The sequence below is a fragment of the Castellaniella sp. genome, assembly GCF_049671645.1.
Taxonomy (GTDB): Bacteria; Pseudomonadota; Gammaproteobacteria; order Burkholderiales; family Burkholderiaceae_B; genus Castellaniella.
Genome location: NZ_JBATVG010000015.1, coordinates 87,870 through 103,860, shown reverse-complemented (window position 1 = coordinate 103,860; position 15,991 = coordinate 87,870). Strand labels below are relative to the sequence as shown.

Annotated in this window: 14 protein-coding genes; 5 read left to right on the top strand and 9 right to left on the bottom strand. The window is 65.7% G+C overall.

The genetic code is table 11. The annotated features are described in order from the left end of the window. Positions 1 to 3: 3 nt before the first annotated feature. Both ugpE and WBG56_RS06820 read left to right on the top strand, forming a co-directional pair. On the top strand, positions 4 to 846 hold the full coding sequence (ugpE, locus tag WBG56_RS06825) for a sn-glycerol-3-phosphate ABC transporter permease UgpE (RefSeq protein ID WP_424266574.1): 843 nt from the start codon (positions 4 to 6) through the stop codon (positions 844 to 846). A 13-nt stretch (positions 847 to 859) separates the two neighbouring features. Then, positions 860 to 1,936, top strand: a complete 1,077-nt coding sequence (locus WBG56_RS06820) for a sn-glycerol-3-phosphate import ATP-binding protein UgpC (RefSeq protein WP_424266572.1) — start codon at positions 860 to 862, stop codon at positions 1,934 to 1,936. Between the two features lie 186 nt (positions 1,937 to 2,122). On the opposite strand, the gene WBG56_RS06815 is transcribed toward WBG56_RS06820, so the two are convergent. From WBG56_RS06815 to WBG56_RS06790, 6 genes are all read right to left on the bottom strand, one after another. Further along, a complete protein-coding gene (locus tag WBG56_RS06815; RefSeq protein ID WP_424266570.1) occupies positions 2,123 to 3,244 on the bottom strand; it encodes a branched-chain amino acid ABC transporter substrate-binding protein in 1,122 nt (373 codons plus the stop codon). Between the two features lie 134 nt (positions 3,245 to 3,378). Next, positions 3,379 to 3,903 (bottom strand): Dps family protein, encoded by a 525-nt coding sequence (locus WBG56_RS06810; RefSeq protein ID WP_424266568.1) that lies wholly within the window; start codon positions 3,901 to 3,903, stop codon positions 3,379 to 3,381. Positions 3,904 to 4,000: 97 nt separating this feature from the next. Continuing rightward, positions 4,001 to 4,957 carry a LysR substrate-binding domain-containing protein gene (locus tag WBG56_RS06805; protein ID WP_424266566.1) on the bottom strand — a complete coding sequence of 319 codons (957 nt, stop codon included), beginning with the start codon at positions 4,955 to 4,957 and terminating at the stop codon, positions 4,001 to 4,003. Between the two features lie 23 nt (positions 4,958 to 4,980). Beyond that, entirely contained in the window at positions 4,981 to 7,056 is a 2,076-nt protein-coding gene (recG, locus tag WBG56_RS06800) for an ATP-dependent DNA helicase RecG (RefSeq protein WP_424266564.1), read from the bottom strand. Positions 7,057 to 7,070: 14 nt separating this feature from the next. Then, positions 7,071 to 7,457: a Rid family detoxifying hydrolase gene (locus WBG56_RS06795; RefSeq protein WP_424266562.1), complete on the bottom strand. Its 387-nt coding sequence runs from the start codon at positions 7,455 to 7,457 to the stop codon at positions 7,071 to 7,073. 70 nt (positions 7,458 to 7,527) lie between these two features. Then, positions 7,528 to 8,304 (bottom strand): ferredoxin--NADP reductase, encoded by a 777-nt coding sequence (locus tag WBG56_RS06790; RefSeq protein WP_424266560.1) that lies wholly within the window; start codon positions 8,302 to 8,304, stop codon positions 7,528 to 7,530. A 269-nt stretch (positions 8,305 to 8,573) separates the two neighbouring features. Between WBG56_RS06790 and WBG56_RS06785 the strand changes: the two genes are divergently transcribed. The 3 genes from WBG56_RS06785 to WBG56_RS06775 are packed head-to-tail and all read left to right on the top strand — an operon-like array spanning position 8,574 to position 12,070. Beyond that, entirely contained in the window at positions 8,574 to 9,617 is a 1,044-nt protein-coding gene (locus WBG56_RS06785; RefSeq protein WP_424266558.1) for an extracellular solute-binding protein, read from the top strand. Positions 9,618 to 9,668: 51 nt separating this feature from the next. After that, entirely contained in the window at positions 9,669 to 11,276 is a 1,608-nt protein-coding gene (locus tag WBG56_RS06780) for an ABC transporter permease (protein WP_424266832.1), read from the top strand. An 11-nt stretch (positions 11,277 to 11,287) separates the two neighbouring features. After that, positions 11,288 to 12,070: an ABC transporter ATP-binding protein gene (locus WBG56_RS06775; RefSeq protein WP_424266556.1), complete on the top strand. Its 783-nt coding sequence runs from the start codon at positions 11,288 to 11,290 to the stop codon at positions 12,068 to 12,070. Positions 12,071 to 12,087: 17 nt separating this feature from the next. Here the strand turns inward: WBG56_RS06775 and ntrC are convergent, their stop codons facing one another. Genes ntrC through glnA form a run of 3 tightly spaced genes read right to left on the bottom strand, consistent with a single transcriptional unit; the run spans position 12,088 to position 15,991 of the window. Then, positions 12,088 to 13,602 (bottom strand): nitrogen regulation protein NR(I), encoded by a 1,515-nt coding sequence (ntrC, locus tag WBG56_RS06770; RefSeq protein WP_424266554.1) that lies wholly within the window; start codon positions 13,600 to 13,602, stop codon positions 12,088 to 12,090. After that, a complete protein-coding gene (glnL, locus tag WBG56_RS06765) occupies positions 13,599 to 14,552 on the bottom strand; it encodes a nitrogen regulation protein NR(II) (protein WP_424266552.1) in 954 nt (317 codons plus the stop codon). Before glnL ends, ntrC begins: the two co-directional genes overlap by 4 nt. A 26-nt stretch (positions 14,553 to 14,578) precedes the next feature. Then, on the bottom strand, positions 14,579 to 15,991 hold the full coding sequence (glnA, locus tag WBG56_RS06760; protein WP_424266550.1) for a type I glutamate--ammonia ligase: 1,413 nt from the start codon (positions 15,989 to 15,991) through the stop codon (positions 14,579 to 14,581).

Genomic DNA, 15,991 nt, shown 5'->3' with positions numbered 1-15,991 from the left:
ATCATGGTCGAACGTCGTCCCCTGCTGGACCTGGTCTCTCATGCCGTACTGATCCTGGGCGTGGCCGTCATCGCCTTTCCGCTCTATGTGGCGTTCGTCGCCTCGACCCAGACCGCTCAGGAAGTCGCCCAGGCGCCCATGTCATTGATCCCCGGCAGCCATTTTTTCAGCAATTACTGGGCTGTCCTGACCGGCGGCGCCGTCAATACGCCGCCGGTGGGCCGCATGCTGTGGATCAGCACTTTCATGGCGCTGGCCATCGCCATCGGCAAGATCGTCATTTCCATGCTGTCGGCCTTTGCCGTCGTGTATTTCCGCTTTCCGCTGCGCATGCTGTGCTTCTGGATGATTTTCGTCACCCTGATGCTGCCCGTGGAGGTGCGCATCGCCCCCACCTATGCCGTGGTGGCCAACCTGGGCATGCTCAACAGCTACGCAGGCCTCACACTGCCGCTGATCGCATCGGCCACGGCCACCTTCCTGTTCCGGCAATTCTTTTTGACCGTGCCCGACGAACTGGTCGAGGCGGCCCGCATCGATGGCGCCGGCCCCATGCGGTTTTTCAAGGACATTCTGTTCCCTTTGTCGCGCACCAGCATCGCCGCCTTGTTCGTCATCCAGTTCATCTACGGCTGGAACCAGTATCTGTGGCCGCTGATCATCACCACCCAGGAAAACATGTATCCGGTGGTCGTCGGCATCCGCCGCATGATCGCCGGCGGCGACAGCGTGACGGAATGGAATCTGGTCATGGCCACGGCGCTGCTGGCCATGATCCCGCCCGCGGCGGTGGTCATCCTGATGCAGAAATGGTTCGTCAAGGGCCTGGTCGATACAGAAAAATAGGATAAACGTTTACATGGCAACCTTGAGTTTTCGCAATGTGCGCAAGACCTATCCAGGCGGAGTCGCGGTCATCCACGGCATCGACATGGAAGTCCAGGATGGGGAATTCGTGGTCATCGTCGGTCCGTCGGGCTGCGGCAAATCCACCCTGATGCGCATGGTCGCCGGACTGGAGTCCGTCACGGACGGGGACATCGCCATCGGCGACCGGGTCGTGAATACGCTGGAGCCCGCCGAACGCAATATCGCCATGGTGTTCCAGAATTACGCGCTCTACCCCCACATGAGCGTCTTCGACAACATGGCCTATGGCCTGAAGATCCGCCGCATGGACAAGGCCGAGATCCAGCGCCGGGTCCAGGATGCGGCCCGCATCCTGGAACTGGAGCACCTGCTGGACCGCCGGCCCCGCCAATTGTCCGGCGGTCAGCGCCAGCGCGTCGCCATGGGTCGCGCCATCGTGCGCGAGCCTTCCGTCTTCCTGTTCGACGAACCCTTGTCGAATCTGGATGCGAAGCTGCGCGTGCAGATGCGGCTGGAAATCCAGAAGCTGCACCAGCGGCTGAAAACCACCAGCCTGTACGTGACCCACGACCAGGTCGAAGCCATGACCTTGGCCCACCGCATGATCGTCATGAACCAGGGCATTCCCGAACAGATCGGCACGCCCGCCGAGGTCTTCGAGCGCCCTGCCACGACCTTTGTCGCCAGCTTCATCGGTTCGCCTCCCATGAACCTGCTGCGGGTGGACGCGGATGCCCAGGGCTGCGTGCGGGGACCGGACGGTCAGGCGCTGCCCGTGCAGGCCCCCGGCTCCGCCAACGGGTCCCAATTGATCCTGGGCTTGCGCCCAGAACACCTGCGCCTGGGCGCTCCGGGCCTGCAGGGGCAGGTGGAAACGGTCGAAATCCTGGGGTCGGAGCAGTTGATTCACGCCCGCTGGGGGGACCAGCCCCTGATCCTGCGCTGCGCCGTGACGGAAACCCGCGATCACCCCCTGACCCATGGCGACGCCATCACCCTGGGGCCCGACGGCCGGCATCCGGCCCATTGGTTCGACGCGGACACCGGCCGGCGGATCGAGGCCTAGCGCGCCGTTCGGTGAATCCGGACGGCGCATGACGGTCGGCGCTCATTGCCACGAGCGGATTTCTGCTTCGATTGCGCCTCAGGGCAGGCTCGGTCATCACCGACACCGAAAGCCACCGGGCGCGCGCTTCGGCAAAGAAAAACGGGATCCCGATCGGGATCCCGTTTGCCGTGCGGTCAGACAGGTTTATTTGAAGACCGTCTTGGAGCCGTCCGCGTGCCACGTGAACACGTCGAACTTGAAGGACTTCAGGTCGCCCTGCTTGTTCCAGGCGATGTTGCCGATCGGGGTCTTGACCGAATTGGCATGCAGCCAGGCGGCGACCTTGGTCGGATCATCCTTGCCCACGCCCTTGATGCCTGCGGCAATGGCTTCCAGAGCGGAATAGGCGGTCAGCTGGAACGCGCCGCCTGCGTTGCGGCCCTTGTCCTTGAAGGCCTTGACCACCGATGCGTTGGCGGGATCGGTCGTGAAGTCGGCCGGCAGCGTCACCAGCATGCCTTCGACGGCCGGGCCGGCGATGGCGTTGATGTCAGGATTGCCCACGCCTTCCGGGCCCATGAACTTGGCCTGCAGGCCCTGTTCGGCGCCCTGGCGCAGCAGCAGGCCCATTTCGGGGTGGTAGCCGCCGTAATAGACGAAGTCGGCGCCCGAGGATTTCAGTTTGGTGATCACGGCGGAGTAATCGCTGTCACCGGCATTGATGCCTTCGAACAGCACGACCTTGACACCGGCCTTTTCCAGGTCGTTCTTCACGGCAGTGGCGATGCCCTGACCGTACGACTGTTTGTCGTGCAGCACGGCAACGGCCTTCGGCTTGATCTTTTGCACGATGAATTCGGCGGCGGCGGGACCTTGCTGGTCATCGCGGCCGATGGTGCGGAAGATCATGTCGTAGTTCTTGCCGTCGGTCACGGCGGGCGAAGTCGCGGACGGGGACACCATCACGACGCCTTCGTTGTTGTAGACCGGAGCCGCGGCAATCGTGGCGCCCGAGCAGACGTGCCCGACCACATAGTGGATCTTTTCATTGACGACGCGATTGGCGACGACCGGACCCTGTTTGGGTTCGCAGGCATCGTCCATCACCACGGCTTCGAGTTTTTTGCCCAGCACGCCGCCATTGGCGTTGATGGTTTCGATTGCCGTGTCCACGCCTTCTTTGACCATATCGCCGTACTGCGTCAGCGCCCCGGTATAGGGCCCCGCAATGGCGATCTTGATCGTGTCAGCGTTCGCCGCGGAAGACATCATTATGCCGGCAGCCAGCCCCAGAGCAGCGACCATCGGCGTCAAGCGAATGTTCATACAACCTCCTGTAAAAGACCCAGAAAGAATACACGAAACCCCCGCAGGGCGGATCATGCCGCATACGGGGGTTTTCCCGATATTCCAGTGCCGGCGGGCCTGCCGGCACGTGCGCGCCGGCAGGATCGAGGCCATCAGGCCAGCAGACTGCGCAACATCCAGGCGTTCTTTTCGTGGATATCCAGGCGCTGGGTCAGCAGATCGGCGGTCGGCTGATCGTTGACCGCATCGGCGCGCTTGAAAGCCTTGCGGGCGGTCTTGGCGACGGCTTCGTTGCCGGCCACCAGCAGGCGCAGCATGTCTTCCGCCGAGGGCACCGAAGCGGGCTCCTGGATGGAGCTGAGACGGGCGTATTCGGCGTAGGTGCCGGGCGCATAGTGACCCAGGGCGCGGATGCGTTCGGCAATGGCATCCAGGGCCTGCCAGGTTTCCGTGTACTGCGTCATGAACAGCTGATGCAGGGTGCTGAACATGGGGCCGGTCACATTCCAGTGGAAGTTGTGCGTCATCAGGTACAGCGTGTACGTATCAGCCAGGGTATGTGCGAGCTCGGCCGCAACGCTGGCGCGGTCCTTGTCGGAAATGCCGATATCGATCGGCAGACCGGAAGAGATCGTCTGGGCTTTGGGGGAAGAGGTCTTTTTGACGGCTTTTGCCATGAAATGCTCCGTTAAGACAAGACCGTTCCAGCATAGCACGGCCGACAGGCCGTCAGACACCTCGGGCTCCCTCAGGGAACCCGGGTCTTGCGCAGTGTCAATCGGCGGTCATGGCGGCGGCGATGGGCTCCTCCAGCATCGTGACGCCGGGCATGCCGCTGCCCCGCACGGCCTGCGCCAATGCCTCGATGGCGGCCAGCCTGGGAAAGCTCTTGCGCCAGACCAGGACGACTCGCCGGTCCGGCGCGGGCGGGGCAAAAGGAATGAAGCGCAGCAATTTGCTTTCGGCCCCCTGCATGCCCAGGGCGCTGGCGGGCATCACGGTGATGCCGATGCCGGCAGCCACCATATGCCGGATGGTTTCCAGGGACGAGCCCTCGAACGTGCGCTGGATGCCTTCGCTGGACGCCGAGTAGCGGGACAGCTCCGGACAGACCTCCAGCACCTGATCGCGAAAACAGTGCCCGGCCCCCAGCAGCAACATGGTTTCTTCTTTCAGGCGTTGCGAGGCGATGTGTTTTTCGCGCGCCCAGAGGTGATCGTGCGGCAGAGCCACATAGAAAGGCTCGTCGTACAGGGCGCACTGCGCCAGGCCCGTTTCCGGCAAGGGCAAGGCGACAATGGCGCAATCGATCTCGCCCTGGCGCAGCAGCTCCAGCAGGCGCGTCGTGTAGTTTTCCTGCAGCAGCAGCGGCATCTGGGGCGTTCGACGGATCTGTTCGGGCACCAGGTGCGGCAGCAGATACGGGCCGATCGTATAGATGACGCCGACTCTCAGCGGCCCCTCCAGCGGGTCATGGCCCTGTCGGGCGATCTCGCGCAGGTTGGCGCCCTCTTCCAGCACTTTCTGCGCCTGCGTCACCACCCGCAATCCGATGGGCGTGATGCCGACTTCGGCCCCGCCCCGCTCGAACAGCACCACCCCCAGCTCTTCTTCCAGCTTGCGGATCGCCACGGACAGCGTAGGCTGGCTGACGAAGCAGGCTTCGGCGGCCCGGCCGAAATGGCGTTCCCGCGCCACCGCGACGATGTACTTCAATTCGGTCAAAGTCATCAGATCCCCTTGGTATTCTTGGTCTAACTGCGCAGATATTGAATGGCGCCGGCCATCCAGCGCTGCTGGTGCGCCCGGGCGTGATCCGGGAAATCCGCGGACAGCCAGTTGGCCGCCGCCCGCGCCTGTTCCAGCAGGTCTTCGTCCGCGTTCAGATCCGCGAAGCGCAGCAGCGCCTGGCCGGATTGACGCACGCCCAGCAACTCGCCCGGCCCGCGCTGGGCCAGATCCCGCTGCGCGATCTCGAAGCCGTCCGTGGTTTCGTACAAGGCCCGCAGGCGCTCGCGGGCCAGGGCCGACAGCGGCGGCTGGTACAGCAGCACGCAGGTGGATTCGCGGGCGCCGCGCCCCACCCGGCCGCGCAGCTGATGCAGCTGCGCCAGCCCGAAGCGCTCGGCATGCTCGATGATCATCAGGCTGGCATTGGGCACGTCCACCCCGACTTCGATGACGGTGGTGCTGACCAGCAGGTCCAGCTCGTTGCGGCGAAAGGCCGCCATGGTGTCGGTTTTCTCCTGGGCGGCCAACCGTCCGTGCATCAAGCCGATGCGCAGATCCGGCAGTTCGGCCCGCAGGTGCTCCCAGGTGTCGACGGCCGTCTGCAGCTGCAGGGCCTCGCTTTCCTCGACCAGCGGGCAGACCCAGTAGGCCTGCTGCCCTTCGCGCACGGCGGCGGCCGCGCGCATCAGCACTTCATCGCGGCGCTGATCGGAGAACAGGCGGGTGCGCACGGGGGTGCGCCCCGGCGGCAGCTCATCCAGCACGGAGACGTCCATGTCGGCGAAAAAGGCCATGGCCAGCGTGCGCGGGATCGGTGTGGCGCTCATGCTGAGCTGATGAGGGACGTGCGTCGCCTGGTCTCCCTTGCGGCTCAGGGCCAGCCGCTGGCCGACGCCGAAGCGGTGCTGTTCATCGCTGATCACCAGCCCCAGGGCCTGGAACTGGACCTTGTCCTGGATCAGCGCCTGGGTGCCCACGGCCAGCCGCGCCTGGCCCGAAGCGATGTCCTGCAGCGCCTGGCGACGCCGGGCGGCCGGCAACGCCCCCGTCAACCAGGCGATCGACACCCCCAGGGGTTCGAACCACTCGGAAAATTTGCGCCAGAGCTGTTCCGCCAGGATTTCCGTCGGCGCCATGACGGCCACCTGAGCGCCGGCATCGATCGCCTGCGCGGCGGCCCAGGCCGCGACCAGGGTCTTGCCGCTGCCTACGTCGCCTTGCAGCAGGCGATGCATGGGATGGGCGCAGCGCAGATCCGCCTGGATGTCGGCCATGGCGCGGTTCTGGGCGGCGGTGGGGCTGAAGGGCAAGGCCGCGAGCAGCAGCCGACCCAGCTGCCCGTCCCCGCGCAGGGGCAGGCTGTGCTGCGCGCGGCGGCTGGCCCGGGCGTCGGCCAGGGCCAGCTGCTGGGCCAGCAATTCGTCGAATTTGATGCGCCGCCAGGCCGGATGTTCATGTTCGGCCAAGGAGTCCAGGGAAATGTCCGGGCCGGGGTGGTGCAGCAGCCGCAGCGACGTTTCGAAATCCGCCAGGCCATAGGACTGGCGCACGGCATCGGGCAGAGTATCGCGCAAATCGGCCTGATCCAGCGCCTGGGCGATCGCCTTGCGCAGGCTGGCCTGCGACAGGCCCTGGGTCGTGGGATAGACCGGCGTCAGGGTATCCGGCAGCGGCATGCCGGGCTCGGATACCAGGGGGTGGACCATTTCCAGGCCTTGATAGCCCATGCGGACTTCCCCCCGGATGCGCACCCGGCGCCCCGGCTTCAGGCGTGCCTGCTGGCCGGGATAGACGTGCAGCCAGCGCAGTTGCATGCGCCCTGTGTCGTCCGACAGCGTGGCCTGAAGCTCGCGGCGCGGACGCAGCCGGATGTCGCTGTCGATGATGTCGCCTTCGAACAGGGCATGCGCCCCCGGCCGGGCCTGCGCCACGGGCGTGACGCGGGTTTCGTCTTCGTAGCGCAGCGGCAGATGCACGATGAAATCCGCCGGAGTGCGCAAACCCAGGCGCTCGAACAGACGCGCCTGCTGGCTGCCGGCGGCCGGCTTGCCTGGACGTCCGGACGCGCGAGCGGCGCCCGCCGAGGGTCTTGGGGCCATCGGAGGCGGCGCGATCAGAGCGCCAGGACGGCTTCGACCTCGAACTGGGCGCCCTTGGGCAGGCTGGCGACGCCGATGGTGGAACGGGCCGGATAAGGTTGGGGAATGATTTCCGCCATGATGGCGTTGGCGCTGGCGAACTTGCTGAGGTCCGTCAGGAACAGCGTCAATTTGACGATATTGTCCAATGAGCCGCCGGCCGCCTCGATGACAGCCTGCATATTGGCGAAGGACTGGCGCACCTGCCCTTCGAAATTTTCCGATACCAGTTCGCCCGTGCCGGGTTCCAGGCCGATCTGCCCCGACAGGAAGACCAGCCGGTTCGACGTCGTGGCTACGGCCTGGGAATAAGGACCCACGGCGGCCGGAGCCGAGTCGGAGTGAACGATTTCCTTGCTCATGATGGACTTCCCTGAATGAATTTCACAACTATCAGAGTTTACCGATCAATAGCAAAAAATAAAAGGCGGTTTATTTTTCGGCGAAGGCGCGTTCAAAGACGTAGTCGCCCGCCTCGCCCACTCCGGGGGACACGACAAAGCCCCGGGCATCCAGCATGGCGCGGATGTCCGTCAGCATGGCCGGGCTGCCGCAGATCATGGCGCGGTCGACGGCCGGGTCCAGGGGCGGCAGGCCGATGTCCTGGAAGATCCGGCCGTTCTCCACCAGCGTCGTCAGGCGCCCCTGATGGGCAAAGGGCTCGCGCGTGACGGTCGGGTAATAGATCAGCTTGTCGCGCACCAGTTCGCCCAGGAATTCATCCTGAGGCAGATCGCGGGCAAGGTAATCCGCATAGGCCAGTTCGCTGATGAAGCGCACCCCGTGCATCAGGATGATCTTGTCGAAGCGATCATAGACGTCCGGGTCCTTGACGATGCTCATGAACGGGGCCAGGCCGGTGCCCGTGGCGAACAGGTACAGATGGCGTCCCGGTTTCAAGTCATCGACGACCAGGGTGCCGACCGGTTTTTTGCTGACCAGCACCGCATCGCCCGGCTGCAGATGCTGCAAGCGGGAAGTCAGGGGGCCGTTGGGGACCTTGATGCTGAAGAATTCCAGGTTTTCTTCGTGATTGGCGCTGGCGATGCTGTAGGCGCGCATCAGGGGTTTGCCTTCGACTTCGAGGCCGATCATCACGAAATGGCCATTGTGGAAACGCAGGCCCGGGTCGCGCGTGGTCTTGAAGGAAAACAAGGTGTCGTTCCAGTGATGCACGCTGAGGACTTGTTCGGAAATGAAGGCGGCCATGACGAAGGTCGATTGAAATTCGGTGATCAGATGAAGGAAATAGTACGGCGCGCGCCGTGAAAAGCAAAGACGCCCCCCGGCGGGTTCAAGAGTTTTCTTGATGTGGCGCAAGATCATGCGCCGCCCGCGGGCGATAGGGGCCGATCAGGCCCGTATTGTAACGCGTCCCGCTTGCTTAAAATTAGCTGACATGCTAATTTTCCGTGCTAATTTTGATAATCATTATCATTCATTCGCAAATTTTCTCTCATCTACGGAATCCAGCGACCATGAAACCTCGTTCCAGCTCTTTTTCCCTGGCCCGCCGGCTGGGCCTGTGGGCCGCCGCTCTCCCCTTGCTGGTCGGGGGCGCCGCCCTGGCGTCTGAAGTCAACCTCTACACGACGCGCGAGCCCAAGCTGGTCGAGCCGCTGTTGGCCGCCTTCTCCAAGGATACGGGCATCAAGGTCAATACGGTCTTCATCAAGGACGGCCTGCTGGAGCGGGTGCGCACCGAAGGCGCCCAGTCGCCCGCCGACGTCCTCATGACCGTGGATATCGGCAATCTGCTGGATCTGGTCGACGGCGGCGTGACCCAAGCCGTCCGGTCCGCTCCCCTGGAAGCCGCCATCCCCGCCAATCTGCGGGGCGAGGACGGCCAGTGGTTCACCTTGTCGCTGCGCGACCGGGTCGCCTACGTCGCCAAGGATCTGGATGTCCGGACGCTGAACTATGAAGACCTGGCCGATCCGCGGTGGAAGGGCAAGGTCTGCATCCGTTCCGGCCAGCATCCGTACAACACGGCGCTGATCGCCGCCATGATAGCTCACGACGGCGCGGCAGCGACCGAGCAGTGGCTGCGGGGCGTGAAGGCCAATCTGGGCCGCGCCGCGACCGGCGGCGACCGGGATGTGGCGCGCGACATCCTCGGCGGGATCTGCGACATCGGCATTGCCAACGCCTACTACGCCGGCCACATGAAAAACGCCGCCCCGGATACCGACGCCCGCCGCTGGGGCGATGCGATCCGCGTCATCCGGCCGACGTTCAAGGGCTCCCAAGGCACCCACGTCAATATCTCCGGCGCATCGGTGGCGCGGCATGCGCCGCATCGCGAGCAAGCCGTCCAGTTGCTGGAATACCTGGTGTCCGACAAGGCCCAGAGTCTGTATGCGCAGGCCAACTACGAATATCCGGTCAAGGCCGGCGTGAAACTGGACCCGACTGTCGAAAGCTTCGGGCCGTTGCGGATCGATGCCCTGCCGCTGACGGAAATCGCCCGCCACCGCAAGCAGGCCAGCGAACTGGTCGATCGCGCTGGCCTGAGCCAGTAGGCGCACGCGGTGTCGGCGCCGGATTTCCGGGCCTGGCCGTGGCACGCCGGCATGACGGCGGCCGCGCTGGCGGTTCTGGCCCCGATTCTGGCGCTGGTCGGCCAGGCAGCCCAGGGCAGCGGCGACCACTGGAGCCATCTGCTGCAGTTCGTGCTCCCGGGTGCGCTGGGACAGACCTTGCTGCTGCTGGCCGGCGTGGGCCTGCTGGCCGCCGCGCTGGGCGTGGGGGCGGCATGGCTGGTGACGGCCCATGATTTTCCAGGGCGCGCCGTCCTGTCCTGGGGCTTGCTGCTGCCGCTGGCCGTGCCGACCTACATCGTCGCCTACGCCTACCTGGACATCCTGCACCCGATCGGGCCGATCCAGGAGCTCATCCGCGCCCTGCTGGGCTACTCGAGCCCCCGGGAATTCCGCCTGCCCGACGCGCGCGGGCTGCCCGGGGCCATCGTCCTGCTGGCCTTCGTGCTGTACCCCTACGTCTACCTGACGACTCGCAGCATGTTCGCCAGCCAGGCCGCCCACCTGATGGAAGCCGCCCGACTGCTCGGCCACGGACCCTGGGCCGCCTTCCGGCGCGTGGCCCTGCCGATGGCAAGGCCCGCCATCGCCGTCGGCCTGTGCCTGGTCTTGCTGGAAACCCTGAACGACATCGGCGCCTCTGAATTCCTGGGCGTCCAGACGCTGACGGTGGCCATCTACACCACCTGGGTCACTCGTTCGGACTTGGCGGGCGCCGCGCAGATCGCCCTGGTGGCGCTGGCGCTGGTGACGGCCCTGATCGCCATCGAACGCCACGGGCGCCGCCGCCTGCGCTACACGGACAGCCGGCGCAGCGTTCCCATCCACCCCCGCCGCCTGCGGGGCGCGGCCGGATGGCTGGCGACCGTACTGTGCCTGGCGCCGATCCTGATCGGCTTCGTCGCACCGGCCGGCTACCTGCTGGCCCTGACGCTGGAGCGCCTGGGATCCGGGCTATGGCCTTCATCCGCCCTGCTGCGCGCCGCCTGGCAGACGCTGAGCGTCTCCGCCGCAGCTACCGTCGCAGCCTTGGCCATCGGGCTGATCGTGGTCTGGAGCAGCCGCGTCATGCGCCGCGCGCCATCGTGGTTGCGGGCCGTGCCCCGGCTGGCGACCCTGGGCTACGCCCTGCCCGGCACCGTCCTGGCCATCGGCCTGCTGTTTCCGGTCATGGCGGCCGAACACGGTCTGGCCTGGCTGCGCGCCGCTGCCGGCCTGGACCCCGCCGGCCTGATCCTGCTGGGCACGCCGGCCGCATTGGCGCTAGCCTACGTTATCCGGTTCCTGACCATTCCGGTGGGCACGCTGGAATCGGGACTCGAGCGGATTCCGGCCTCTTTCGAGCAGGCCGCCCGACTGCTCGGGGAAAACGTCCACGGGACGCTGCGACGCGTCCACCTGCCGCTGTTGCGGCCCGCCCTGATCGCCTCGGCGCTGCTGGTGTTCGTCGACGCCATGAAAGAGCTGCCCGCCACCTTGTTGCTGCGGCCCCTGAATTTCGACACGCTGGCAACGTGGCTGTATGGCGAAGCGGCCCGCGGCACCTATGAAGAAGGCGCCATCGCCGCCCTGGGCATCGTCGCCGCAGGCCTGATCCCCGTGCTCATTCTGGCCCGGCTGCTTGACCGCCCGACTTCCTGAGACCCCACGATATGCTGGAACTCAATCACATTTCCCTCAGCTACGCCGCCGATCATGGCCGGAACACGATTCTGCGAGACCTGGATCTCTCGCTGGAGACCGGCCAGATCGCCTGTCTGCTGGGCGCCTCCGGCTGCGGCAAGACCAGCGTGCTGCGGGCCATCGCCGGTTTCGAGCCGCTGGACCGCGGAACGATCCGCCTGGATGGCTGCCTGTTGTCCGACAGGAACACCTGCGTCGCACCCGAGCGCCGCCGCGTGGGCATGATGTTCCAGGACTATGCACTGTTCCCGCACCTGGACATTGCCGCCAATGTGGGCTTCGGCCTGCGCCGGCAGCCGCCTGCCCGGCGCCGTCAGCGGGTGCTCGAAATGCTGGCGCTGGTCGGCATGAGCGGCCTGGACGAGCGCTACCCCCACGAGCTGTCAGGCGGCCAGCAACAACGCGTCGCCCTGGCCAGGGCGCTGGCCCCGGAACCTGCCCTGCTCCTGCTGGATGAGCCTTTTTCGAATCTGGACGTGGACGCGCGGGAGCGGCTGGCGTTCGAACTGCGCGATTTGCTGAAGGCTGCCGGACACACGGCTCTGGTCGTGACCCACAACCAGGCGGAGGCTTTCGCCGTGGCCGACAGAATCGGCATCCTGCAGGAAGGCCGGCTCATCCAATGGGCCACCCCCTACGAAACGTACCATCACCCGGCGACGCCCGAGATCTCGTCCTTCATCCGTCGCGAGGCATTGCTGGCCCAACGCAACCAGGCTTGCCTGCGCGGCGCGCCCGCCGCCGCGGCCTGAGTATCCGCAGGCCCGCCTCAGGCGTCCCCCGCCTTGTGCTGAGGGTCATCCAGGTCCAGTTCCTGGCACTTGCGCGTCAGGGTATTGCGGCCGATGCCCAGCATCAGCGCGGCACGCCCCCGCTGGCCGCCCGCCTGCGCCAGGGCTTGGCGCAACAGCACACGCTCGAAATCCTTGCGCAAGGATTCCATCAGGTCGGGATCGCGTTGCCGCAAGCCGCGCGACACGCGCTCGGCCAGCGCCGCGCGCCAGTCAGCCGGCGCGTCCGCCAGGGGCGCCGTGGCGGCGCCCCCGCCGTCCGCCATGATTTCGGGAGGCAGGTCCTGGGCTTGCACCTGAGGACTGGCAGTCATGACCGTCAGCCATTGGCAGATGTTTTCCAACTGCCGGATATTGCCGGGGTAGCTGAACTGTCGCAGGGCCAGCAAGGCATCCGGTCCCAGGGATCGGACCTGCACGCCCAGTTGGGAGGCGCTGCGGGCCAGGAAGTGATGCGCCAGGCGTTCGATGTCCTCGCGCCGCGCCCGCAAGGGCGGCAAACGCAGGCGGATCACATTCAGCCGGTGAAACAGGTCGGCGCGAAACAGGCCTGCCTGCACGCGATCTTCAAGGGGCTGATGGGTCGCCGCCACGATCCGCACGTCGACCTGCACGGCGCGGCTGCCGCCCACCCGGTAAAAACTGTTCTCGGCCAGCACGCGCAGCAACCGCGTCTGCAACTCAGCCGGCATGTCGCCGATCTCGTCCAGAAACAGCGTGCCGCCGTCGGCCTCCTCGAAACGCCCTCGGCGCATCTGCACGGCGCCGGTGAAGGCGCCGCGCTCGTGTCCGAACAACTCGGCTTCCAGCAGGTCGCGAGGGATGGCGGCGGCGTTGACGGCCACGAACGGCCCCGCCGCCCGGCGGCTATGCTGGTGCAGCGCCCGCGCCACCAGTTCCTTGCCGGTGCCCGATTCACCCGTGATGAGCACGGTGGCGCTGGATTGGGCCAGACGCCCGATGGCGCGAAAGACCTCCTGCATGGCGGGCGAGCGGGAAGGCAGCATGGTGCCTTCATCCGTCCAGGCGGGATCCGTCGGCGCCGGCGCAACGGCCGCCGGCTGCCCGGCCTGTGCCGGGACGGAGCCGGCGGACGGGTCCGGCGCGGCTTGCGCCGATTTGGCTGCGCGGGCGACCAGCGCCACCGCGGCCTGGATATCGAAGGGTTTGGTCAGATAATCGAAGGCGCCCTGTGAGAAGGCCGCCACCGTGGTTTCCAGGTCGGTATAGGCTGTCATCAGGATGACGGGCAGATCGGGCAAGATCACGCGGACCCGCGCCAGGACGCCGAAGCCATCCACGCCGGGCATGCGCACATCGGAGACCAGCACCGCCGGAGTTCGCGGGTCGCCGGCGCCTTCCAGTTCGTCCAGGGCCGCCAGCAAAGCCACGCCATCGGCGAAACAGCGGACTGCCCAGCCCGCCTTGTCCAGGGCGCGTTCCAGCACCCAGCGCATGCCGGGCTCGTCGTCCAGGATCCAGATGGGTTTCATGCGGCCTCCAGAGGCAGCAGCAAGCGGAATTCGGTATGCCCCGGCTCGGAGTCGAATTCAAGCACGCCGCCATGCAGTTGCAGGCACGCCTGCGCCAGATTCAGACCCAGCCCCGTGCCTTGAGCGCGCCCCGTGACCAGCGGATGGAAGAGCTTGTCCTGCAGGGCGGCCGGTACGCCGGGGCCGTTGTCGGCCACCGTGATCATCAGCCCCATGCGGTGCCGGGTTCGCAGGAATACCGGTTGGTGGACGATGCGCGTGCGCAGCCGCAGCGTGGGCGACGCGATGTCCGACGCCTCGGTCAGGGCCTGGGCCCCATTGCGCACCACGTTCAGCAAGGCTTGCAGCAGGCGATCCCGATCGGCGGTGATATCGGGCACCGAAGTATCGTAGTCGCGCACCAGAGACAGCCGATCGCCGAATTCCAGCCCCACCAGGGCCAGCGCCCGCTCGCAGATCTCGTGGATGTTGAAGCGCTGCGGCTCGATATCCTGGCGTTGCGGCGAGACCAGCCGATCGACCAGATCCGCCAGGCGGTCGGCTTCTTCGATGATGACCCGGGTGTAATCGCGCAGGTCGTCGCGCGGCAGTTCCATATCCAGCAACTGGGCGGCCGCCCGCAGGCCGGCCAGCGGGTTGCGGACTTCGTGGGCCAGATTGCGCAGGGTTTCACGCTGCGCGGCCTGGCCCGCCAGGGCCTGCTGCTGATCATCGAGACGAGCCCCCTGGTGCACGGGGATTTCAATCAGGCAGGCCCAGGGCTGCCCGGACAGCGGCGTCTTGAGCACGCTGGTCAGGCCGCCGAGATACGGATCCAGCGCCTGGCCGGTCAGTTGCCGCCGGGATGACCGCAGCAGTTCTTCCGCCGCGCCGTTGGCGTAGGCGATCCGTCCGGACTCGTCGAGCAGCAGGACCGCAGTCTGCAGCAGTTCGAAACCGGACGAATCCATCGCCAAAGCCCCTTACGCAAAACCCCTTACAGGGTGTAGTACATGTCGAATTCGACCGGGTGCGGCGTCACGCGCAAGCGGTTGAGTTCGTTTTCCTTCAGGTTCAGATAAGCGTCCAGCAAGTCGTTGCTGAACACGCCGCCGCGCGTCAGGAATTCGCGGTCGCGATCCAGGGCTTCCAGAGCCTGTTCCAGCGAAGAGCAGACGGTGGGGATCTTGGCGTCTTCTTCCGGCGGCAGGTCGTACAGGTTCTTGTCGGCGGGATCGCCCGGATGGATCTTGTTCTGCACGCCATCCAGGCCCGCCATCATCAGCGCCGAAAACGCCAGGTAGGGGTTGGCCAGAGGGTCGGGAAAGCGGGATTCCACCCGACGGGCCTTCGGGTTGCTGACATAGGGGATGCGGATCGACGCCGAGCGGTTGCGGGCGGAATATGCCAGTTTCACCGGGGCCTCGTAGTGCGGCACCAGGCGCTTGTAGGAGTTCGTGCCGGGGTTGGTGATGGCGTTCAGGGCGCGGGCGTGATGAATGATGCCGCCGATGTAATACAGCGCGAATTCCGACAGCCCGCCGTAGCCGTTGCCGGCGAACAGGTTCTGGCCATCCTTCCAGATCGACTGGTGCACGTGCATGCCCGAACCGTTGTCGCCCACGACCGGTTTCGGCATGAAGGTGGCGGTCTTGCCATAGACATGGGCGACGTTGCGGATCACGTATTTCATGATCTGAGTCCAGTCGGCGCGCTGCACCAGCGTGGAAAAGCGTGTGCCGATCTCCAGCTGGCCGCAGTTCGCGACCTCGTGGTGGTGGACTTCGACGGGCACGCCCATCTGTTCCATCAACAGGCACATTTCGGAGCGCATGTCGGCGAAGGAATCGATCGGCGGAACCGGCACGTAGCCGCCCTTGACGGCCGGGCGGTAGCCCTGGTTGGTGCCGTTCGCATCATCGGCATTGGACCAGGCGCCTTCGTTGGAACGGATCTTGACGAAGCTGCCCGCCATGTCCGAATTCCAGCTGACGCCGTCGAAGACGAAAAACTCGGGTTCCGGACCGAAATACGCGGTATCGCCCAGGCCGCTGGATTTCAGATAGGCCTCGGCGCGGCGCGCCAGGGATCGCGGATCGCGGTCATAGCCTTTCAGGTCGGACGGCTCAACCACGTCGCAGGTCAGGATCAACGTGCTTTCCTCGCGGAAGGGATCCATCCGCGCCGTGGCGGCATCCGGAACCAGGATCATGTCCGAGGCCTCGATGCCCTTCCAGCCGGGCAAGGAAGAACCGTCGAAGGCCACGCCTGATTCCATGCGGTCTTCATCCACCTGGCTGGCGGGGACCGTCAGATGGTGTTCCCGACCCAGGGTGTCGGTAAAGCGGAAATCCACGAACGCCACTTCGCGTTCGGCAATCATCTGGACGACGTGTTCAGGGGTGGACAT